Source organism: Flavobacterium aeripolare, assembly GCF_013294025.1.
GTDB lineage: Bacteria > Bacteroidota > Bacteroidia > Flavobacteriales > Flavobacteriaceae > Flavobacterium.
The window spans coordinates 382,224-403,658 of record NZ_JABSNL010000002.1; the positions used below are offsets into that span (position 1 = coordinate 382,224).

Sequence of the window (21,435 nt, forward strand, 5' to 3'; positions counted from 1 at the left end):
TCCCGATTTTCGTTGGGATCTAGAGAACCGCGTATTGTAATTTGTAAAAAGCGTGTGAATCGCTTATCCCGATTTTTGTCGGGATCTAGAGAACCGCGTATAGTCATTTGTAGAAAGCGTGTGAATCGCTTATCCCGATTTTTATGGGGATAATAAGAAATAGTAAAACAAAAAAAATGCGGAAAGTGATTTCCGCATTTTTTTATGGTATTAATTAAGGTCTCTTAAACCTGTGGTTGGTGTTTTCCTTCTTTAATTTCTTCCACCATTTTTTTATTAAAAGCAGGTAAATCGTCCGGATTTCTGCTAGTGACTAATCCTTTGTCTACTACTACTTCTAAATCATGCCAATCTGCTCCAGCGTTAACTAAATCTACTTTTACAGATGGGTATGATGTCATTTTTCTTCCTTTCACCAATCCCGCACTAATTAAAATTTGCGGTCCGTGGCATATTGCTGCTACCGGTTTACCCGCTTCAAAGAAATCTTTAATGAATGCTAAAGCGTTCTCGTCAGTTCTTAATTTGTCTGGATTGATTACTCCGCCCGGCAATACTAAGGCATCGTAATCAGTAGCTTTTACATTTTTTAATTCTTGATCTACTGTATAATCTTTACCCCAATCTGTAGATGCCCAGGATTTAATACTTCCACTTTCAGGGCTTACAATATCGGCTTGCCAACCTTGTTTCTCTAAATATTCTTTTGGTGAACTTAATTCTACTTCTTCAAATCCGTTTGTTGCTAAAATTGCTATTTTCTTGTTCATAGTATTATAGTTTGTCTGTTAATATTTTGTTTGATATAAAATTACAAATCATTGCCAGGAACAAATCACAACAACTTATTAAAAAAGAACTAATATTTGTTAAAGCGAGAATGGAGATGTATTGCTAGTTTATAGATTGGAAGTAGCTAATTTTTTCAAGGTAAGGTAGCCAAGATGAATTTGGTCATCATAATAAGGTAAATCACAACTAGAAATGATTAGTGCGTACTTTTCCTTATCTGAAGCACTTATAACATCGTTAATGTCATGAAGGTCATCTACATCAATGCCGTATTGCTCATCGATATGAGAAGGTGCTCCAGCGATATTGAAATGTTTATAAAAAGTAGATTTTTTCGCTGCTGATATAGCTTTGCTCTTAGTGGGTGCTACAGCTAAGGCTTTATAATGGTATTCTTCAAATTCATTTTTCTTATACCCTCCCAAGTTTAAGAAAAATAATTTTTCATCTGTTGTGGAATTACCAGTTGTCTTGTTTGCTACCGCAATGGTGTGATTCCCCACTTTTGTAATTTGGCGCCAAGCATCTATGTGAATTTTACCTTTGGCTTCAGGCCAAAATAGTTTGATTTCTGAAATTAAATCTCTCAGATTAGCGGCTATACCAAAAAATATATCGTGCTGTTCCGTTAGTCTTCCTTCTGGTGTGCAGCCCAGTAATAGCATGTATAAATGTACTTTTTGTTCCATAATTCAAAGCTACAAAGTTTAAGTCAAATATCTTTTGGCACAGTTAATGAATAGTATCAAATGTAACCATTAAAATAAATAGATTATGAAAAAGATATTTACCCTATTAGCCATTGCAGGCGCTTTTATGCTGCAAAGTTGTACTGTTTCAGACGAGATTTATGTAGATAATACGCCTAGAAACGAGGTATATGATGTGCCCACTTCATTTACTGCATCGAATAATTACACAAAGCAAATTTTCTTTGATAGTAAATTGTATAATAGCGATGAGGTGCTAGTATACCGTTTAACGAGAAGCACGCAAAATACTGATGTTTATGAATTACTGCCAGAGTATCACTATTTTAGTGATGGTAGTCTAGATTTTGGGTATGAATATGATTACACCAATCGTGATGTAAGCATCTACTTAGTTGGAAGAGATTTGCAAACGGTGCCTACTGCATTTAGATTAAATCAAATTTTAAGAGTAGTTGTTGTTCCGGATAGTTTTGCAAAATCAATCAACAAGAAAAATTACCAAGATGTTATTAATGCACTAGATGTAAAGGATAGCCAAATTAAAACAATCAATTTGTAGTAGCTATATTCAATTAATAAAAAAGGGAGACTTAATTTTAAGTTCTCCCTTTTTTAATTTTATTCGAATTCATCAATCGTATTAGGTTTGTTTTTCACCAGAGAGATAATAATTCCTGTCGCTAATGATAAAGCAATAAAGGCTAGTGATGCCCATTCTGGTATTTCGATAAAATCATGCAGTAGCATTTTTAAACCTACAAAACTTAGAATAGCGATCAAACTGTATTCTAAATAACTAAATTTTTCCAGCATGTTTGCTAAGAAAAAGTACATAGAGCGCAGTCCTAAGATGGCAAATATATTTGAGCTAAAAACTAAAAAAGGATCGCTTGTAATTGCTAATATTGCAGGAACGCTGTCTAATGCAAAAATCACGTCCATTACTTCGATAACAAGTAGCGCTACAAATAATGGCGTTGCAGTGTTAATGTGATTTCTCTTTACAAAAAAATGTTCCCCCTCAATTGTATCTGTAATAGGGATGACTTTTTTAATCATTCTAAAAGCAAGCGAAGTTTTAGGATCAAAATCATTATCATCTTTTGAGAACAACATATTAATTGCAGTGTACAATAGGAATAGTCCAAAAATGTACGTTGTCCATGCAAATTTGTTAATTAAGATTACACCAAAGTAAATCATAAGACCTCTAAAAACGATTGCACCTAGAATTCCCCAGAATAATACGCGGTGTTGGTACTTTTTTGGTATTTTGAAAGCTGCAAAAATAATGGCTATTACAAAGATGTTATCTACGCTCAAAGAAAGTTCGATAAGATAACCAGTGATAAATTTCATTGCCGCCACGGTTGGCTTCAGCTTGTCAGGATTGTCGATATAGGCATTACTATACAACCAGTAAATCACTCCCGAAAACAAAAAGGAGATTGTTACCCATATTGCGGTCCACTTACTAGCTTCTTTAGTACCTATTACATGAGGCGTTTTATTAAAGACCCCTAGGTCTAATGCTAAAAACAATAATATAGCGACGATGAAAAAGCTCCAAACTATCATGAGATTAATTTTAATAATTACAATTACAAAGATACTTTTAGATTTCAATCTTAGAAAATAAAAATACTAAACTTGTAGAGATTGCTTGTGGGTTGATTTTAAACGAAATACGGTTTTGCTAATTTAAGCTACATAAATGCTATGCTTTTATAATATTTGAACAACTTTTTAATAATATCATAAATTTTGTGGCTATACCCTCAAAAAATAGAGGTAAGTTTTAATTAAGGTGATAATTATTTTATATTTGCACTCTATTAACGGGGGTTTAATTAAAAAACAAATTATGTCAACAATACGTTTCCAGGCTTTAAGAGAAGCTTCAACAAGAAAACCAGTACAATTCGAAGAAAACGGTAGAAAATCTGCAATTTTTGGTGCGAATGTGTTCAATGAGAAAGCAATGAAGCAATATTTGACTTCAGATGCTTTAAAAGGAGTTCAGGGTGCTGTTCAGCATGGGACTAAAATTGACAGAAAGTTAGCAGATTATATTGCAATGGGTATGAAAGAATGGGCACTTTCAAAAGGAGTGACTCATTACACGCACTGGTTCCAACCATTAACGGGTGCTACTGCTGAAAAACATGATGCGTTTTTTGAAACGTCATACGATGGAAGTGATGCTGTTGAAAAATTTGGTGGAGCGCAATTAGTACAACAAGAGCCAGATGCTTCTAGTTTTCCTAATGGAGGAATTAGAAATACATTTGAAGCCAGAGGGTATACTGCATGGGATCCTACATCTCCAGCTTTTATTTATGGTACAACTTTATGTATTCCTACAGTGTTTATTTCGTACACTGGAGAAGCATTAGATAATAAAATTCCTTTGTTAAGAGCATTGTCTGCAATTGATGATGCTGCTACAGATGTTTGTAGATATTTTGATAAAAACGTAAAGAAAGTGACTGCTACTCTAGGATGGGAGCAAGAATATTTCTTAATCGATAGATCATTAGCAGAGTCTCGTCCTGACTTAATGATGACAGGAAGAACATTATTAGGACATACGTCTGCAAAAGGACAACAATTAGATGACCATTACTTCGGTTCAATTCCTACTCGTGCTTTAACGTACATGAGAGATTTAGAGCAAGAATGTATGCTGTTAGGAATACCTGTTAAAACACGTCATAATGAGGTGGCACCAAACCAATTTGAGTTTGCACCCATTTTTGAAGAAACAAACTTAGCGGTAGACCACAACTGTTTATTAATGGATGTAATGCAAAAAGTGGCTGAACGTCACGACTTGAAAGTGTTACTACATGAGAAACCATTTAAAGGAGTTAACGGATCAGGAAAACATAACAACTGGTCACTTGCAACAGATACTGGGGTGAATTTATTGAGCCCAAGTAAAACGCCAATGACAAACCTGCAGTTTTTGACTTTCTTTATCAATACTATTAAGGCGGTAAATGATCACGAAGCATTGTTGAGAGCAGCAATTGCTACAGCGAGTAATGATCATAGACTAGGGGCAAATGAAGCGCCACCAGCAATTATTTCTGTTTTTATTGGTGCACAATTAACTAAAGTTTTAGAGGAACTAGAAGGTGTAACTACTGGTAAATTATCTCCTGAAGAAAAAACTGACTTAAAGTTAAATGTAGTAGGTAAAATTCCAGAAGTAATTCTTGATAATACAGATAGAAACAGAACTTCACCATTTGCCTTTACAGGAAATAAATTTGAATTTAGAGCAGTAGGTTCTACGGCTAACTGTTCAAATGCAATGACTACCTTAAATACTATTGTTGCAAAACAATTAAAAGAATTTAAGAAAGAAGTGGATACTTTGATCGAAACTAAAGACATGAAGAAAGACGATGCTATCTTCAATGTGTTAAGAGAGTACATCAAGCATTCTAAGAAGATTCTTTTTGAAGGAGATGGTTATAGCGAAGCATGGGAAAAAGAAGCTGAAAAAAGAGGATTGAGTAACTTTAAAACTACGCCGCAAGCCTTAAAAGCGAGAGCATCTAAACAAGCATTAGACTTATTCTCAAGTATGGGAATTATGAATCATATAGAGGTTGAAGCGCGTTACGAAATTGAATTAGAAGAGTACACTAAGAAAATTCAAATTGAAGGAAGGGTTTTAGGAGATATTTCTACTAACCACGTAATTCCTACAGCTATTCGTTACCAAAATACTTTGATCGAAAACGTAAAAGGATTGAAAGACATCTTTGGAGATGATTTTGAAACTATCGCTAAAGAGCAAATCAATATCATTAAGTCAATTTCAAGACACATTGAAGGAATCAATTCAAAAGTTGTAGAGATGACAAATGAAAGAAAGAAAGCAAATGTTTTAACAAACGCACAAGAAATGGCTGAGGCTTACTGTGATAATGTTAAACCTTACTTTGAAGTAATCAGAGAACACTGTGATAAATTAGAACTTTTAGTTGATAATGAATTATGGACTTTAACAAAGTATAGAGAATTACTATTTACTAAATAATTTTTAATAATAGTTTGATTTGTAGTGCCGCTCCGTAATGGAGCGGCTTTTTTTTGTACTAAATCCTAATGTATTTGTGATGAAAATCCATGAATATTATAATCCTATTTCGAAATTTTAAATAATTTTAAAATATAGAATACTGCTATTTAGTTGTTTAACACTGATTATAATGTAAAGCATGATTGTTTTAGTCGCATAATTATATATTTGTTAACAATTGATTAATGTTAACAATTCATTTCTGATACGAAGTAATAGTTGTCTATGTAGTTCATCGATTAAACACAACACTTCATCGAAAAACAGCTATATAATTGGAAAACAGGTGTTTATACGGGGTGTTTGAAGCCGCTATGTTTTCTATCTTTGAAATGTAATAGAAACAAGGACTCGACTATTTGTAGTTAAACAAAATGTCTCTATAACAGTTGAAAAGATTCCCAAATCATTTTCAAACCTACTTTAAGATAAAAAGTTTTCCCCAGACTTTTTTGAACCTACATAATAACTTGTATTAATAACCAATTAAATATATGTATTATGAAAAAAGTAATTTTAAGCGTCTCAGCGATGCTATGTGTAGGAGCGGTTTCTTTCGCTCAAAGTAACATGTCTAATGTTAATCAAGTAGGTAATGCAGATGTTTCTTCTGTTATGCAACATGGTCACAGCAATTCATCAGATGTTGATCAAATTGGAAATAGCAACACGTCTGAAGTTTCGCAAGGAATCAATCCAGGATCATGGGATGCAAGACGCAACACTGCAGAAGTAATGCAAGATGGTAACAGAAACACGGCATTTATCTCACAAAGTAACAAAGACAACGAAGCATTTCAAACTCAAACAGGTAACAGCAACAAAGCAACAATTTGGCAAGATCAAATTAATGGAGCACCAGCTGCAACACGTGGATCTGATTTGGGAATTCAAGTTCAAACGGGTAACAGAAACGTAGCTACAATCGACCAAGGTACTAACGGAAATGAAATACCATCAGGTACAGCGGTATTCAGTACTACACAAATTGCAGCTGTAAATGCAGTTCCAGTTCCAGTATCACCAAACTTTAACAATGATGCAACTCAAACTCAAAATGGAGATGCTAACACAGCTTACGCTAGTCAAGGTGGTGTAGAAAATCATTCTTTTCAAACACAGACTTCTGCAGCAGGTACATCTATGGCAGCAGGGAATGTGTCTAACCATTACCAATATGGAAGAAACAACACTGCTACTTTAATTCAAGATGGTAGTAGATTAGTAGACAACACATTGCAAATTGGAAATAGTAACACTGCAATGGTAACTCAAAACGGTATGGGACATGTTAGTACTGCTTACTCTAACGGTAACAACAACTCTATTACTGTAGCACAAAATAACGGAATGTAAGATTCTGATATTAGCAAGGAATGAGATAACCATAGCGGTTATCTCATTTTTTTTAATTTTAAAACTCATAAGATGAAAAAGATATTATTAAATTTTATGCTGATTTTATTGTTTTCGTGTCCATTATTTGCCCAAGAGAAAGAGCAAAACTCCATTTTTAAAAATTATAGTTCTTCTTTATTTGATCAAAAAGAAAATGCCTTTGGGTTATTCTTTCCAGTAGATAAAAAAATAGTAAGTACTGCTGCAAATTTATCTTCGCAAAGTTCGGCTGTTAATATTGAGCAAATAGGGAACTATAATAGCGCTACAGTTACATCAAACACTACTAAAGCGGTGATAAATGTGAGTCAAAATGGAAATTATAATGATTATTTTTTAACTGCTTACGGAGATAATCTGACTAAGGACATTATTCAAAAAGGAAATAATAACAAGATTCATGATTTTTCAAACGCTGCGAATAACAATGTCAACACTCAGATGATCCAGAGTGGTAATAATCAAAGCATAAGAAGTTTTGGTTCAAATTCTTTGTCCCAAAATATGAAGGTAGTTCAAAAAGGAAATGAAGCAGCAGTAGTAATTATAAATTACAAGTAAAATGATAAAAGTGAAACCAATGCTAATTTTAATAGTGCTTTTAATTTCTAGAGCTAACTATGCACAGTTATCAAATACTGTAGTAAAAGCAAAGATTGAAATTGATCAAGCAAATGGACTCATAAAAGTAAAGGGAGTTTCAGAAAATTTAAGTGGCATTGTTCAAAGTTTCTCTTATAAGTTGACGGTAATAAAGAAAAATATAAAAAGTAATAATATATCAGATAATGCACAAGAAGGTATTGTCACTTTGGATCCCAATCAAACAAAGATTTTATCAGAAACGCAGTTGAATGCCAATAGCGAAGATGAAATTACAATCCTTTTACTTTTCTACGACGAGAACAAGACGCTTATAGGAAAAGATCGTGTAGTGTTAAGTCAAGAAAAAAAAAAGTAGTTAATAAACCTGCTGATGGCTTCTCTTTTAAAGGGGTTATCGTCGACGAAACCAAAACGAAAATTGGGAAGGATTTCTACGACTTATACTATTATAAATACAACGAATATAACATTAATAGTACTAAAATTGTAACTATTAGTGAGGAGTTAAGCTTTGGTAGAAATACTAAAATTGTGATTAATATTGATAATAATGTGGTGTATGAATTTCTAGCTAGGCCTGATGAAGAATATATAGAAGCTATGGTGCAGTCCTCAGTTTATCAAACATATCAATATTTACGTCAGCTTGAAAACCAACTAAAATCTTTTACGCAATACTAACCTAAACTTGAAGCTATGAAGTTACTTCTACTTTTTGCATCGCTATTTATCAGCTCTTATTCTAGTGCCCAAGATCTAGTTTATAAACCTAAAAACCCTGCTTTTGGGGGCGATACGTTTAATTATCAATGGCTAGCTAGCTCTGCTGAATCGCAGAATAAATTTACTGCTAAGGAAGTTAAAACTGTAGAAAAAACAGAATTAGAGCAATTTAGAGATCAGTTAAATTCACAGCTTTTAGGACAAATATCAAGATCGTTATTTACACAACAATTTGGAACTGATGCATTATCTGCGGGTAGTTACACCTTTGGTAGCTTAGCGGTCGAAATTTATCCGTCTTCTGGCGGACTAACAGTTGATATTTTAGATACTAAAACTGGAGAACAAACTCAAGTAATCATTCCAAATTGATATTATGAAATTAAGACCCTACTTATTAATTCCTATCGCTTTTATACTAGTAAATTGTGGTGCGTATTATAACCAGCCTACCGGTATAGAGCGAGCGGCCATAGGTGAGTCTACTCCCGCTACAACCGTACTTAGTGAATTGCCTAAACCTGTAAAACAGGTAGTTGTAGGGGTGTATAAATTTAGAGATCAAACTGGGCAATACAAAGCTTCTGAGAACGGGAGTAACTTTAGCACTGCTGTTACACAAGGAGCAACTTCTGTACTCATTAAGGCCTTGGAGGATTCTAATTGGTTCATTCCTATAGAGCGAGAAAATATTGGTAATCTATTACAAGAGCGCAATTTAATTAGGTCAACTAGAGAGGAATATACTCAGGGTGAAAAATCAACAGCCCCACAAATTACACCATTACTATATGCAGGTGTTTTATTAGAAGGAGGAATTATATCTTATGATTCTAATATTATCACGGGCGGTTTTGGAGCAAGATATTTTGGTACTGGAGGATCTATAAAATATAGACAAGATAGAATTACTATTTATCTTAGATTAGTGTCAACAGCAAATGGACAAATACTGAAGTCAGTGTATATTTCAAAAACTATTTTATCGCAGGCAATTGATCAAAGCTTGTTTAAATATGTCAATTTTAAAAGATTACTTGAAGTTGAAACAGGATATACAACAAATGAACCCGTACAAATGGCAGTCACAGAGGCAATAGAAAAAGCTGTTGCCACACTTGTTATAGAGGGTATAAAAAAAGATATATGGCAAGCAAACGCTCCTAAGCAAACGGTTGATGCTATAATAGCAGACTATGATTTAGAAAATAAAGAAGCGAGCAATACCGCAATTTATGCTCGTGAATTAAAAGACCGTAGAACTCGTTTTGCTATGGAATTATCTGGTGGGGCTACGTTAATGGATGGTGATTATCCTAGTGCATCTTTACAACCCATGGCTCGTGGTGCTGTAAAATATTTAATTACACCTTCTTTAAGTTTGAGTGCCTCTGCAAACGTTATTAAATTGGCTAACAAAGGCTACTTTAATGGAGGCTATACAACTCTCGATTTAAATGCCGAGTGGATGTTACTCCCTAAAGATCGATTTAGCCCATACGTTTTTGCAGGTACCGGTTTTGGATTCAATAAAAATGTAGAAAATACACATTTAAAAGTGCAATTTGGAGCTGGTCTAGAATATCTGGTTTCAGATAATATAGGAATTAAATTATATGGTGAACAAAATGTAAATTTTAGCGACAATATAGATTATTTAGAACGAGGAGTGCGGGACGATTATTATTATCGCTTTGGTTTGGGTTTAACTTACTATTTCCCCAATAGAAAATAATAGGCAACTAAATTGAATCGCTTCACTTAATTAAAAGCTACTTATTACAACCAATCTAAAATGTACGATAATGAAAAATATATATATTAAAATTAGCTGTCTAATGTTGCTTTTACTCTGCGCGTGCAGTGAAGAGAAGTTTGCTGGTGAAACTTTTGGTAGTATCGAAGGTAAAGTGGTGAGTGCAGTTGATTTTAAACCATTAGCTAATGTAAAGGTTTTTTCAAGCCCTAATTCAAGCATTGTTTTTACAGATGAGGAAGGTAAATTCTCTATTCCAAGTGTAAAAACAGGTGATTACTCCTTTGAAGCTCAAAAAGAGGGTTATGTGTCAAAGTTTGAAGCAGCTACAATTAACGAAGATAAAGCAACTACCGTTGTGTTCGAATTAAAATTATCTACTTCTAATAACAAAGCACCAGCAACTCCCGTTCTAGTTTCTCCTGCAGATAACGCTACAAATCAGCCTTTAGAACTTGCGCTAAGCTGGACAGCTACAGACCCAGAAAAAGATGCTCTTAGTTATACTATTACACTTAGAAAAGAGAGCGGTACTGATGTTGTTACTTTTAAGGACATAACTGCAATGAATTATACGGTGAAAGAATTAGCTTATAGTACTAAGTATATTTGGCAAGTTGCTGCTTCTGATGGAATTAACCAACCCGTATTAAGTGCAGTTGGTTCTTTTACAACGATGCCATTTGGTAATTCCAGGTTTTTATTTGTTCGAAAAATAAATGACAATAATGTAATTTTTGCTGGAAATGAATCAGCTGCCGAAGTACAAATCACTAATTCAAGTACAAATAGCTGGAGGCCTCGAAAAAATAATGCTGCTGCTAAGGTTGCTTTCATACGATCAAGCGGGGCTCAAAACCATATTTACACGATGAATCCAGACGGTACAGGAGTATTTAAGGTAACAGCTGCAGTTCCGATCGCAGGATTTAATTCTGATTTTATTAATTTTTCATGGAATAGTTCGGGGAGCCAGATTATCTATCCTTATTTTGATAAGTTGTATCGCATTAATAAAGATGGTAGTGGCTTAACTAAAATCTATGAAACGCCAGATGGTAAATTTATTTCAGAGTGTGACTGGAGCAAAGATGGTACAAAAATTGCTTTGAAAACAAATGATGCTAATGGGTACAATGTAGCACTTTATGTCATAAATATGGGAGGCACAGTGCTCAACCAGATTGCTAGTGGTGATACTGGAGCAGCAGGAGGACTCGATTTTTCAGTAGATGGAAAAACTATTATTTACACTAAGGATGCTTCAGGGTATGAGGGAGGATCTTACCGCCAGTTAGATACTCGTGTTTATCAGTATGATTTGAACTCGCGTGTCGTTTCACTAATTGTAAGTGACAAGCCTTCTGGTACACTTGACTTAGATGTGCGGTATTCCCCTAACGAGGCCGAATTATTATTTACAAATACATCAAATGATGGTTTGTCTATTAAAAATATCATTCGTTACACACCATCTTCTGAAAGCTCTGGTGCCTTAAGAACCATTCTGTTTGCCAATGCTAGTATGCCAGATTGGGAATAGTTTATATATTTAGTAGTTAAAAAACGCTTATCAATTTGATAGGCGTTTTTGGTTTTTTCATGCTTTAAAACTGTTCAACAATTGCTAATTCTTACTCTTTTACAATACATAAAACCCAAAAAAAATATTTACCTTTGCTGGAACAACTTAGTTGCGACTTTGCAACTTACACAACTACACTAAATGAGTTCAGATACTTCAAAAAGATATGCACAACGTGGTGTTTCGGCGTCAAAAGAAGATGTGCATAATGCTATTAAAAACATTGATAAAGGTTTATTCCCTCAAGCATTTTGTAAAATTGTTCCAGATTATTTAACGCAAGATGAAGACTATTGTTTGATCATGCATGCTGATGGAGCGGGAACAAAGTCGTCCCTTGCTTACATGTATTGGAAAGAAACAGAAGATATTTCTGTTTGGAAAGGAATTGCTCAAGATGCTTTAATAATGAATATCGATGATTTATTGTGTGTAGGAGCGACAGATAATATTTTACTTTCTTCAACTATTGGGAGGAATAAAAACTTGATTCCGGGTGAAGTTTTATCGGCGATTATTAATGGAACAGAGGAGTTGATTAAAGAACTAGACTCTTTTGGAGTAACCATACATTCTACAGGTGGTGAAACAGCTGATGTGGGTGATATCGTGCGTACAATCATAGTAGATTCTACTGTAACGGCGCGCATGAAACGTTCAAAAGTGATTGACAATGCTAATATAAAAGCGGGTGATGTTATTGTAGGAATGGCTTCCTTTGGTCAAGCGACTTATGAGAAAAGTTACAATGGTGGTATGGGAAGTAACGGACTTACATCTGCACGTCACGATGTATTCGAAAAGTACCTAGCGACTAAATATCCTGAAAGTTTTGACGCTGCAGTTCCAGAAGATTTGATTTACTCTGGTCAAGTGAAGCTCACAGATTCAGTAGAAAATTCTCCTATAGATGCAGGACAGCTAGTGCTTTCTCCTACAAGAACCTATGCGCCTATTATCAAGAAAATTTTAGACAAATACTCGTCTAACGAGATTCACGGAATGGTACATTGCAGTGGAGGAGCACAAACTAAAATTTTACATTTTGTAAATAAGCTACATATTATAAAAGACAACTTATTTCCAGTTCCACCGCTGTTTAAATTGATACAAGAGCAATCTAAAACTGACTGGAAAGAAATGTACCAAGTATTTAACTGCGGGCACCGTATGGAAATATACGTTCCAGAGGCTGTTGCGCAAGATATTATTGCTATTTCTAAATCATTCAACGTTGATGCTCAAATCGTAGGTAGAGTCGAAGCTGCTGATGACAAAAAATTGACAATCAGTAGTGAATACGGAATATTCGAATATTAAACAATTCTCTAGCGATACGAAAGGATAGATTTTAATCTCTCCATTTTTTAATCTTTCAATTTAATAAAATGTACGAATTAGTTTTTTGGAAATATCTAGAAGAAGTATACTTAAATCATCACGAGATTTATGAATATATTTCTGAAGAACAAGAGAATATCGAAGGTCTTGAAGCACTCCCTGTTCAAGTAATTTTGAATAGAATAGCATCAGTATTCTCAAAATGGGAAAAAGTAGATGATAAAAGCTGGAAGAACAGTAATGGAGTAGGAGCTTTTCAAGTGCGTACGACAGCTCAAAGTATAAAGATTGATTGCTACGGTACACAAGGTACTACCATGGATAAATTAGTAAGTGTAATGGAAGAATTTAAATGCCCATTGTACGATCCACAAGTTCCTGAGCGTTATGATGAAATGAGTGAGTAATAGCAACTAGCTTCAAATAAAGAATAAATAAAAAAGATGAAAATAAATTTAAAAAGCGGAATTGATAAGCTCATTTTCGGGATGAAACAAAATGATGTAATTGCTGTTTATGGTAAGCCAGACAGAAATTACAAGGACGAAGATGATAATGTTATTTTTGCTTATAATGCGCACAAGGTCCGTTTAACTTTTTATCAAGAGGAAGATTTAAAATTAGGATACCTTGTTGCATCTAGCGCTGATTTAGAGTTATTTGAAAATAAAATTATAGGTAGAGAAATCAAAGATGTAAAGAAAGATTTATCGCGTAAAGGAATTGCAAAATTCACACAAGAAGAGTTTGATACATTTGAAAACTATTTCAATGAAGACAACTGGATTATCATGCAAACAGAGTTTGAAGAGGTTGTAAAGTTTGAAATAGGTGCAATTATCAATGATAAAGATGAGTTTGACTGGAAGTTTGGTAAAAAATAATTTTCCGTTCACTTAGTGTGCTAACTGCCATAAAATTAAAAAACCCGATAGGTACGTGTACTTATCGGGTTTTTAATTGCTTTGTATGAATTAGTTTTATTGCTTTTCAAACATTTCTAGTTCAAAAATTAAATCGGTATTAGCAGGTATTACATCGCCAGCGCCCTTTGCTCCGTAAGCTAAATTAGCTGGGATGAATGCAACCATTTTATCGCCGTAACTCATTAAGCTTAATGCTTCCATAAAGCCAGGAATCATACCGTCTTTACGTCCGGCTTGAAAAGGTATTGGTCTGTATCCGTTACCTGCAGCTCTTCTCTCGTCAAATTTCCCATAGTCTTTATTTACTTCTTCGTAACTGCTGTCAAATAAATTCCCATCAGCGAAGTATCCTGCATAGTGAAAATAAAATGTTGATCCATCAACCGGTTTTACAGCAGTTCCTTTCTTAATTATTTTGTAAGCAAAACCAGAAACTGTTGTTGTAGCAGTAGCTTTAAGAGTGCTAAAGTAAGCTGCTTTGTCTACAATCATTACTTTACGTGCGGCTACTTTTTCTTCCTTGATTTTAATAAGCGCTTGTTTTTTTTCTTCGTCTATTATAGCTTGTTTTCTCGCGTCTTCTTCTTTATTATTGAAGTAGTAAGCAAAAACTTTGTCGGCTTTAAATTTCTTTGCTGCTTTTCCTGTACGAGTAATTGTTACTTTATTCATGACATCATCTTGAGCAATAGCATTTACTACATCCATACCACTTACCACATGACCAAAGATGGTATGCTTGCCGTTAAGCCATGGTGTTTCTTTATGGGTGATAAATATTTGACTAGAGTTAGTAGCGGGACCAGAGTTAGCCATAGCCAAAATTCCTGCTTTGTCAAACTTAGCGTCGCCAAATTCATCTTTAAAACTATATCCTGAACCACCACTACCAGTACCTTGAGGATCACCAGTTTGAATCATAAAGTCTTTTATCACTCGGTGAAATTTTAAACCATCATAAAATGGTTTTTTAAGAAGTGATTGATCAGTAACAAATTTATTTTTACCCTCAGCAAGTGAGACGAAATTTGCGGTAGTCACTGGTGCGTTTTCATAGTCTAACGATACAACTATATCTCCCTTGTTTGTTGAGATAGTAGCATAAAGGCCGTCAGTTTTTTTTAATGAAAAAGGAGTTGCTACTGCCGTACTTTCGGTTACTGTTGTGGATGCTTTTTTAACTGTTTGTGCTTGTAAATTGATTATTCCAAATAATACAAGACCTAAAATTCTTAATTTCATTGCTATTGGTATATTGATAAAACGTAGTTGTAACTTTATTGTGGAGTGGCCTCCATTAATTCAATTTCGAAAATAATATTAGCATTCGGTGGAATTACGTTTCCTGCACCTCCTGCACCGTAAGCGAGATGTGATGGAATAAATAAAATTGCTTTTTCTCCATATGATAACTTCTCTAGTCCCTCGATGAAACCAGGAATCATACCTTCCTTACGACCTGCTTGAAACGGTATTGGTTGGTACCCATTTTGATCAGCTCTATTTTGATCAAATTTTCCAAAGGTAGCCGCAACATTTTCGATACTACTATCAAATAATTGTCCGTCTTCTAGAAAACCAGCATAATGAATGAATACTTGCGTTCCCTTTGTAGGTTTCTTGTTTGTTGTTTTCTTTGTGATTACATATTTTAAACCAGTTGAAGTTCTAGTTACTTTACTTTTTAAAGCGTTAAAGTATTTCACTTTATCCTCACGTACATCTTTATACTTTTCATCATATTCCTTTTTCTCTGCAGCTTCTTGTGCGAGGATCTTTTTTTGCTTTTCAGATTCTACTGAGAAATAATTGAAGAATGTTTTTGCAGCGTCAAACTTTTTTGCAGCTTCACCATTTCTAATTATGGTTACTTTATTCAAATAGTCGTTTTGCTGAATTTTATTGACAACCTCCATACCATTTTCTACAACATGTCCAAAAATGGTGTGTTTACCATCTAACCATGGTGTTGCTACATGCGTAATAAAAAATTGACTACTATTAGTTGCAGGTCCGTTGTTTGCCATCGCTAGCACACCACCTTTTTCAAAACGTAAATCAGAGAATTCATCCTTAAATTTATAACCGCCATCTCCTGATCCTGTCCCTAGCGGATCTCCTGTTTGAATCATGAAGTCATTTATAACACGGTGAAATTTTAAACCATCATAAAATGGTCTACCCTTTAGGTTATTGTTTGTTACAAAATCATTCTTACCTTCGGCCAGCGTTACAAAATTAGCCACTGTTATAGGTGCTTTTTTATAATCTAAGGCTACTATAATTTCCCCTTTACTAGTTTCTAATTTGGCGTACAAACCATCAGGAAGGTTGCTATTGTCTTCCTTACATGATGATAAAGCAATAATTGCTAGCAGTACAAATAGTATCTTTTTTTTCATATCAATAATATTAACTTAATTAATGGTGTCTCTTGCAGTAGTTGCACTTTTCTTAGGAACCACATTTTCTACTTTTTGTGTTGAAGCAGCTGGTGTTATTGCTACTTTGCTTTTTTCATAAGCTGCCTCTGGCATAAAATCATTCAAGGTAACTGTTACTTGTAAGGGTACATTAGGACCTATCTTTTTATTGTCACCATGGTAACCGTAAGCAATGTGTGAAGGGAATAAGAATTTTACTTTTTCACCTTTATGCATTAATTTAATTGCGTCTCTCAACCCCATCATGATCTCTTGCTTATCTACAAAATAAACTTGAGGCCTAACTTCGAGTTCATTATAAATAATGTTTCCCTTGAGATCTTTTACTTCATAAGTAAATAGGGCTACATCACCTCTTTTAGGTCTGAGCGTATCATTAGAGTTTGCTGTTTCATACGCATACCAATATCCTTTTGCTGAGGCAGTATATTTTTTTGTAGCGTTATTCTTGATGATTCCCTTTATAACATCTTCCTCTGTAGCAACTAGCTTTTTATTGCGTTCTATGGATTTCTTCATGAATGATCCTGAACTTTGAGATAAAGGTCTGCGTGCTTCTTGTTGTTGCTTGCAACCACTAACTGCTAGTGCAGCAAAAGTGAGTACTACTATTGATTGCCTCATTTTCATTATTTATATCGTTAAGTTAGCAACTAAATTTTCAAATTTTTCAATTGTTTCTGCCATTGAAACTTCTGATCTTCCACCGGCAGCATTTTTATGACCACCACCATTAAAATGGTCTCTAGCAAATTGATTAGCATCAAAGTCACCTTGCGATCTAAAAGAAATTTTGATGATCTTTTCATCTTTGTTTTCGATAAAAATAGCAGTAAATACAATTCCTTTTATGCTCAAACCATAATTCACAATTCCCTCTGTATCTCCTTTTACATAATCAAAACTGTCTAATTCTTCTTGAGTCAGCGTTGTATATGAAGTGTGATGTTCACTAAATACTTTCATGTTTTGCAGCGCTCTTCCCAAAAGTTGTAGACGCTGATACGAACTGTTTTCAAACAGTAAATTTGGTATTTTAGTATTCTCTACACCTAAATCTATTAGTTCGGCAACAATGCGATGTGTATTTCCATTTGTTCCAGGAAAGCGAAACGAACCTGAGTCTGTCAAGATTCCTGTGTATATGCAGGTACTAATGGTCTTGTCAAGAAGGTCTTTTTTACCTAGAAATTCGATAAAATTAAATATCATTTCACAGGTAGAACCATAAGCCGTGTCACTATACATATAGGTAGCATAATCATCTGGTTTTTGATGATGATCTATCATGATGAAGGTAGTGTCTAGTGCTGCTAGTGCCTTCTCCATTTCATGACCTACACGATGAAAAGCATTAAAGTCTAGGGTAAATACAATAGCTGCTTCTTCTAATATTTTAGTACAGTTGTCTTTATCTTTTTCGAAAATCCTCACTGTTTCAGATCCTGGAATCCAAGCTAAGAAATCTGGAAATTCGTTAGGAGCGATAACCACTGCCTCGTGACCTAATTTAGATAAAAAATGGTATAAGGCAAGTGTTGATCCCATAGCATCTCCGTCAGGACTTCTATGTGGAATGATTGCAATTTTTTTTGGCGTTGCTAATAACAACGCTATAGCTTCAATATCTTGTGTTTTCATAGTATGCGAAATTACATTTTTTTAATGTAAAGTTTGAGATGATTTTTGTTTTTTCAAATTAGTAGAAACTAAAGTGAGCTTGCTTTCTTGCGTTTTAATTTTTGATACAAATGATATTTAGGACCTTTTACAATTTGAGCGTGATAAATCCCTACCGATCCAGATGCTAGGTAAGCGATGAAACAAGCAAAGGCAATGTATACAGCTGCTTCAGTACCAAAAAGCTCCATGCCCATTACTGTACAAGCGACAGGTGTGTGCGTAGCTCCCGAAAAGACAGCGACAAACCCTAGTCCAGCTAAAAAAGCAATAGGTAAGGGGATTACTAGTGATAATGCGCTCCCTAATGTTGCACCAATAAAAAATAACGGGGTAACCTCGCCTCCTTTAAAACCAGCACCTAAAGTAAACCCAGTCAACAGAATTTTCCATAAAAAATCAAACTGTCCGCTTGGATTAGAGAAGGCGTCTACAATCACTGGTACTCCTAAGCCTATAAATTTTGTCGTACCTATTATGTAAACCACTAGTGCAATTACTATGCCGCCAAGAAAAGGACGTAGTGGAGCGTATTTAATATAAGATGCAAATGACGCACCCCAAAAATGAGTGCTCCTTGAAAATAGCATGGCAGCCAAACCAAATAAAATACTTGAAGGAATGATCCACGCTAGTACTATTAAACTAAAATCAGGCACAAAGGGAATTGCATAATGAGTATGGTGTACTTTCCAGATGGCGACTGTATAATAGGCAAAATAAGCAACAAGAAAAGAAAGTGCGGTACTCTTGAGGCTGATTTTACTGAAGTAGAGTACTTCGAGAGCGAATATTGCTCCAGCTAATGGTGTGCCAAAAACAGATGCAAATCCAGCGCTTATACCAAGGATAATAATTGTTTTTCTATCAGGTTTGTCTAAGTTGAAAAATGAGGTAAATTGATCAGCAATTGCAGCGCCCATTTGAACTGCGGTGCCCTCTCGACCAGCAGAACCACCAAATAAATGCGTACCAATGGTTCCAAAAAGAACTAAGGGAGCCATTCGAAAAGGAATTTTGGCTACGGGTTTTTCATATTCTTCTAATAGTAGGTTGTTGCCTCGTACGGCGATGACTCCATAGTAGTGGTAGCTTAGTCCTATTATAAAGCCCGCGATGGGTAAGAGCCAGATTATCCAGCTATTATTTTCTCTTGTAGCTGCCGCCCATTCAAGAGCAACTAGAAGAAAAGCGGAGGCTGATCCTGAGAAAAAACCAATTAATGCACAAATAAGAACCCATTTTAAAATGAGGACACTCGTTGTTTTTATTGTAGATAAATTCATTTTATAATTTAGACGTGATATACGTGGTGGAGCAAATCTCGTATTGCTGTTTAGTTTGTAAGTACGGCTGAAAATTCGATTTCGACCAAATATTCTGGAGCAACGAGTTTACTAACTTCGTAAAATCCCGTAGCAGGCTTAATGTCTTTAAAAAAGGTAGCATGGGCTTTTGCAACAGCTTCAAACGAATTAATATCACTAGTAAAAATACGCGTTCTAATTACATCACTCATACTTGCATCTAAATCTTGTAAAACAACAGCTACTCTCTCTAGAATATTTAAAGTTTGTGCATAAGCATCATCGGCTTTAACTGTGTTGCTATCGATAATGGCTACGGTGCCAGAGACTTCTATTATATTGCCAATTTTTACTGCACGGCAGTACCCCATTTTCTCTTCCCACTGAGAACCTGTTAAGATGTTTTGTCTTTTCATAATTTAGAATGTTATATTAAGCTATTTACGGCCCGAGACGTACTTTGGTATATTTTTTGCAATTTAGGAAAAATAATAAAACGACGGTCTTAATCCTAGCTTGTTTAATGGTTTAATAGGATACTTTTTTATAGCATTTGATGTAATAAATGTTAAAAAAGATAGTTATAATAGTACGTTAAATTATCTAGATGAAGGTCAGTTATTAATTTTGGTTTTTTATTTTTAAAAAATTATTAGACGAGTCAACAACACATTATGAAAAAAATATTTTTTCTCTTATTAATAGTAGGTTTCACTACTGCAGGATACGCTCAAAATGAATTTAGCAATAAGTTTAAGGCGATTCCACCTGTGGATAACAACTACACTCCCAAGAAATCAGAAATTAAAAACAATGATCCAGCTGTAATTACGGCTCCTAATGTTTTTAAAAAGCCAGATCCATTGTTGCCTGCGCCAAGGCAATACACTATAGGTGCGCCAAAAGAAATGTCGATGGTTAAAAAAAATGATTTTGTGAATCCGGGTGATGAGATTGTAGCTAAGTACAATAAGAAAGAAGACAATCCTGAGGCAACTGTTTATAGAAAAAACCAAAATTTAGGGGATTTTAAAACGAGCTCGCTTACAGCAAAAGTGCTTTATAGAGATGCCGCTTATGTAGATGGTGACCAGATTAGAGTGTATCTAAATGATAAGGTTATTCAATATCAAGTAAATTTAGATAGTAACTTTAAGGGTTTTGAGATTACACTTGAAAAAGGTTTTAATAAAATCGATTTTGAAGCTCTTAATCAAGGAACTTCTGGGCCTAATACTGCTGAGTTCAAAGTATATGACGATAAAGGTGGTTTGATATCTGCTAGTCAATGGAATTTAGGGACTGGTTTTAAAGCAACTATTCTATTAGTAAAAGAGTAATTAATTATTAAAATGGATCTGCAGTTACTTTAAATTTCATATTTGCTGCTATTGTGATATCCTTAGTTACGGTTTCTTTTAAAACAGCGCTTGTTCTAATTGTATAGCTTGATGCCTTTATATATTTGTCAAGTTTAATTGTGTTAGGGATTAAAGTGATCGTATTAGATGTGGTATTAATATCCTCTAAATAAGCTAGCTCCATTTCGTCACTTGCGTCAGTTGATATATACAAACGCACTGATTTTAAAAAACTAAAACTTTTACCGCTAGGGTCTGTGATTGTCAAGTTCAAAGAGTTTAGCTTGACATCTTTAACTAAATTTGCTTTGGTATTATTGTTTTCAAATTCTTTACTTGAATTCGTGGTGATGTCTGGAGTGACTATCTCAAAAACGCCTCCTATAGGCAAGCCACTTTCTATTTTAATCGTTGCTGTATTTGAAATAGTAAAGGTTAGTAATTTATCCACGACACTGCAAGATATGATTGCAAGTGTTGCTGCTAGTATAGTGATCGTGCTTTTTTGTCTTAATGTCATGATATAGATTTTTATTCGAAAAGGTGTCTTCTTAAAGAGGCAAAGCTACAGTTTTAAAAGTTGCCACTATTATTTGCTGAATCGATTATTTATAACAGCCAGTCTTAAGTGAAAAGATTTGTTGTTTTTTCATTATTTTCGAAAAGGAGCAGCTGATAAAAACGCCATTATTTGATAGGCTGAAAAA

At 34.5% G+C, this 21,435-nt stretch carries 23 protein-coding genes; 13 read left to right on the forward strand and 10 right to left on the reverse strand.

Features of this window, described 5'->3' with window-relative positions; genetic code table 11:
* Window positions 1–224 precede the first annotated feature (224 nt).
* Both HNQ00_RS04050 and HNQ00_RS04055 read right to left on the reverse strand, forming a co-directional pair.
* Complete coding sequence (locus HNQ00_RS04050) at window positions 225–770, reverse strand: type 1 glutamine amidotransferase domain-containing protein (protein ID WP_173837048.1); 546 nt, start codon at window positions 768–770, stop codon at window positions 225–227.
* Between the two features lie 129 nt (window positions 771–899).
* On the reverse strand, window positions 900–1,481 hold the full coding sequence (locus tag HNQ00_RS04055; RefSeq protein WP_173837049.1) for a DUF1543 domain-containing protein: 582 nt from the start codon (window positions 1,479–1,481) through the stop codon (window positions 900–902).
* An 85-nt stretch (window positions 1,482–1,566) separates the two neighbouring features.
* Here HNQ00_RS04055 and HNQ00_RS04060 point away from each other — a divergent pair, with 85 nt between their 5' ends.
* On the forward strand, window positions 1,567–2,064 hold the full coding sequence (locus HNQ00_RS04060) for a hypothetical protein (protein WP_173837050.1): 498 nt from the start codon (window positions 1,567–1,569) through the stop codon (window positions 2,062–2,064).
* Between the two features lie 59 nt (window positions 2,065–2,123).
* Here HNQ00_RS04060 and HNQ00_RS04065 read toward each other — a convergent pair whose 3' ends face one another.
* Window positions 2,124–3,083, reverse strand: a complete 960-nt coding sequence (locus tag HNQ00_RS04065) for a TerC family protein (protein WP_173837051.1) — start codon at window positions 3,081–3,083, stop codon at window positions 2,124–2,126.
* 286 nt (window positions 3,084–3,369) lie between these two features.
* On the opposite strand from HNQ00_RS04065, the gene HNQ00_RS04070 reads away from it, so the two are divergent.
* The 11 genes from HNQ00_RS04070 to HNQ00_RS04120 all read left to right on the forward strand — a co-directional run bounded on the left by HNQ00_RS04070 (window position 3,370) and on the right by HNQ00_RS04120 (window position 13,894).
* Window positions 3,370–5,559 (forward strand): glutamine synthetase III family protein, encoded by a 2,190-nt coding sequence (locus HNQ00_RS04070; RefSeq protein WP_173837052.1) that lies wholly within the window; start codon window positions 3,370–3,372, stop codon window positions 5,557–5,559.
* Window positions 5,560–6,102: 543 nt separating this feature from the next.
* On the forward strand, window positions 6,103–6,957 hold the full coding sequence (locus HNQ00_RS04075) for a hypothetical protein (protein ID WP_173837126.1): 855 nt from the start codon (window positions 6,103–6,105) through the stop codon (window positions 6,955–6,957).
* Between the two features lie 72 nt (window positions 6,958–7,029).
* On the forward strand, window positions 7,030–7,560 hold the full coding sequence (locus tag HNQ00_RS04080; RefSeq protein WP_173837053.1) for a hypothetical protein: 531 nt from the start codon (window positions 7,030–7,032) through the stop codon (window positions 7,558–7,560).
* A 19-nt stretch (window positions 7,561–7,579) separates the two neighbouring features.
* On the forward strand, window positions 7,580–7,960 hold the full coding sequence (locus HNQ00_RS04085) for a hypothetical protein (RefSeq protein WP_254598436.1): 381 nt from the start codon (window positions 7,580–7,582) through the stop codon (window positions 7,958–7,960).
* Window positions 7,961–7,998: 38 nt separating this feature from the next.
* Window positions 7,999–8,286 (forward strand): CsgE family curli-type amyloid fiber assembly protein, encoded by a 288-nt coding sequence (locus HNQ00_RS04090; RefSeq protein WP_173837127.1) that lies wholly within the window; start codon window positions 7,999–8,001, stop codon window positions 8,284–8,286.
* A gap of 15 nt (window positions 8,287–8,301) precedes the next feature.
* Window positions 8,302–8,700 (forward strand): curli production assembly/transport component CsgF, encoded by a 399-nt coding sequence (locus tag HNQ00_RS04095; protein WP_173837055.1) that lies wholly within the window; start codon window positions 8,302–8,304, stop codon window positions 8,698–8,700.
* A 4-nt stretch (window positions 8,701–8,704) separates the two neighbouring features.
* Entirely contained in the window at window positions 8,705–10,063 is a 1,359-nt protein-coding gene (locus HNQ00_RS04100) for a CsgG/HfaB family protein (protein ID WP_173837056.1), read from the forward strand.
* A gap of 70 nt (window positions 10,064–10,133) precedes the next feature.
* Window positions 10,134–11,627: a carboxypeptidase regulatory-like domain-containing protein gene (locus HNQ00_RS04105; protein WP_173837057.1), complete on the forward strand. Its 1,494-nt coding sequence runs from the start codon at window positions 10,134–10,136 to the stop codon at window positions 11,625–11,627.
* 183 nt (window positions 11,628–11,810) lie between these two features.
* Window positions 11,811–12,989 carry an AIR synthase related protein gene (locus HNQ00_RS04110; RefSeq protein WP_173837058.1) on the forward strand — a complete coding sequence of 393 codons (1,179 nt, stop codon included), beginning with the start codon at window positions 11,811–11,813 and terminating at the stop codon, window positions 12,987–12,989.
* 68 nt (window positions 12,990–13,057) lie between these two features.
* Entirely contained in the window at window positions 13,058–13,417 is a 360-nt protein-coding gene (locus HNQ00_RS04115) for a hypothetical protein (RefSeq protein WP_173837059.1), read from the forward strand.
* 36 nt (window positions 13,418–13,453) lie between these two features.
* A complete protein-coding gene (locus HNQ00_RS04120; RefSeq protein WP_173837060.1) occupies window positions 13,454–13,894 on the forward strand; it encodes a hypothetical protein in 441 nt (146 codons plus the stop codon).
* Window positions 13,895–13,990: 96 nt separating this feature from the next.
* Here the strand turns inward: HNQ00_RS04120 and HNQ00_RS04125 are convergent, their stop codons facing one another.
* The 6 genes from HNQ00_RS04125 to HNQ00_RS04150 all read right to left on the reverse strand — a co-directional run bounded on the left by HNQ00_RS04125 (window position 13,991) and on the right by HNQ00_RS04150 (window position 19,783).
* Window positions 13,991–15,178: a peptidylprolyl isomerase gene (locus HNQ00_RS04125; RefSeq protein ID WP_173837061.1), complete on the reverse strand. Its 1,188-nt coding sequence runs from the start codon at window positions 15,176–15,178 to the stop codon at window positions 13,991–13,993.
* Window positions 15,179–15,213: 35 nt separating this feature from the next.
* Window positions 15,214–16,338: a peptidylprolyl isomerase gene (locus HNQ00_RS04130; protein ID WP_173837062.1), complete on the reverse strand. Its 1,125-nt coding sequence runs from the start codon at window positions 16,336–16,338 to the stop codon at window positions 15,214–15,216.
* A 15-nt stretch (window positions 16,339–16,353) separates the two neighbouring features.
* Window positions 16,354–17,004: a gliding motility-associated peptidyl-prolyl isomerase GldI gene (gldI, locus tag HNQ00_RS04135; RefSeq protein ID WP_371738810.1), complete on the reverse strand. Its 651-nt coding sequence runs from the start codon at window positions 17,002–17,004 to the stop codon at window positions 16,354–16,356.
* A 9-nt stretch (window positions 17,005–17,013) separates the two neighbouring features.
* On the reverse strand, window positions 17,014–18,021 hold the full coding sequence (locus HNQ00_RS04140) for a DHH family phosphoesterase (protein ID WP_173837064.1): 1,008 nt from the start codon (window positions 18,019–18,021) through the stop codon (window positions 17,014–17,016).
* Window positions 18,022–18,089: 68 nt separating this feature from the next.
* Window positions 18,090–19,346 carry a voltage-gated chloride channel family protein gene (locus tag HNQ00_RS04145; RefSeq protein ID WP_173837065.1) on the reverse strand — a complete coding sequence of 419 codons (1,257 nt, stop codon included), beginning with the start codon at window positions 19,344–19,346 and terminating at the stop codon, window positions 18,090–18,092.
* A 50-nt stretch (window positions 19,347–19,396) separates the two neighbouring features.
* Window positions 19,397–19,783, reverse strand: coding sequence for a RidA family protein (locus tag HNQ00_RS04150; RefSeq protein WP_173837066.1), 387 nt, complete (start codon window positions 19,781–19,783; stop codon window positions 19,397–19,399).
* 258 nt (window positions 19,784–20,041) lie between these two features.
* On the opposite strand from HNQ00_RS04150, the gene HNQ00_RS04155 reads away from it, so the two are divergent.
* Window positions 20,042–20,707, forward strand: a complete 666-nt coding sequence (locus HNQ00_RS04155; protein WP_173837067.1) for a hypothetical protein — start codon at window positions 20,042–20,044, stop codon at window positions 20,705–20,707.
* 7 nt (window positions 20,708–20,714) lie between these two features.
* Here HNQ00_RS04155 and HNQ00_RS04160 read toward each other — a convergent pair whose 3' ends face one another.
* Window positions 20,715–21,248: a hypothetical protein gene (locus HNQ00_RS04160; RefSeq protein WP_173837068.1), complete on the reverse strand. Its 534-nt coding sequence runs from the start codon at window positions 21,246–21,248 to the stop codon at window positions 20,715–20,717.
* Window positions 21,249–21,435 lie beyond the last annotated feature (187 nt).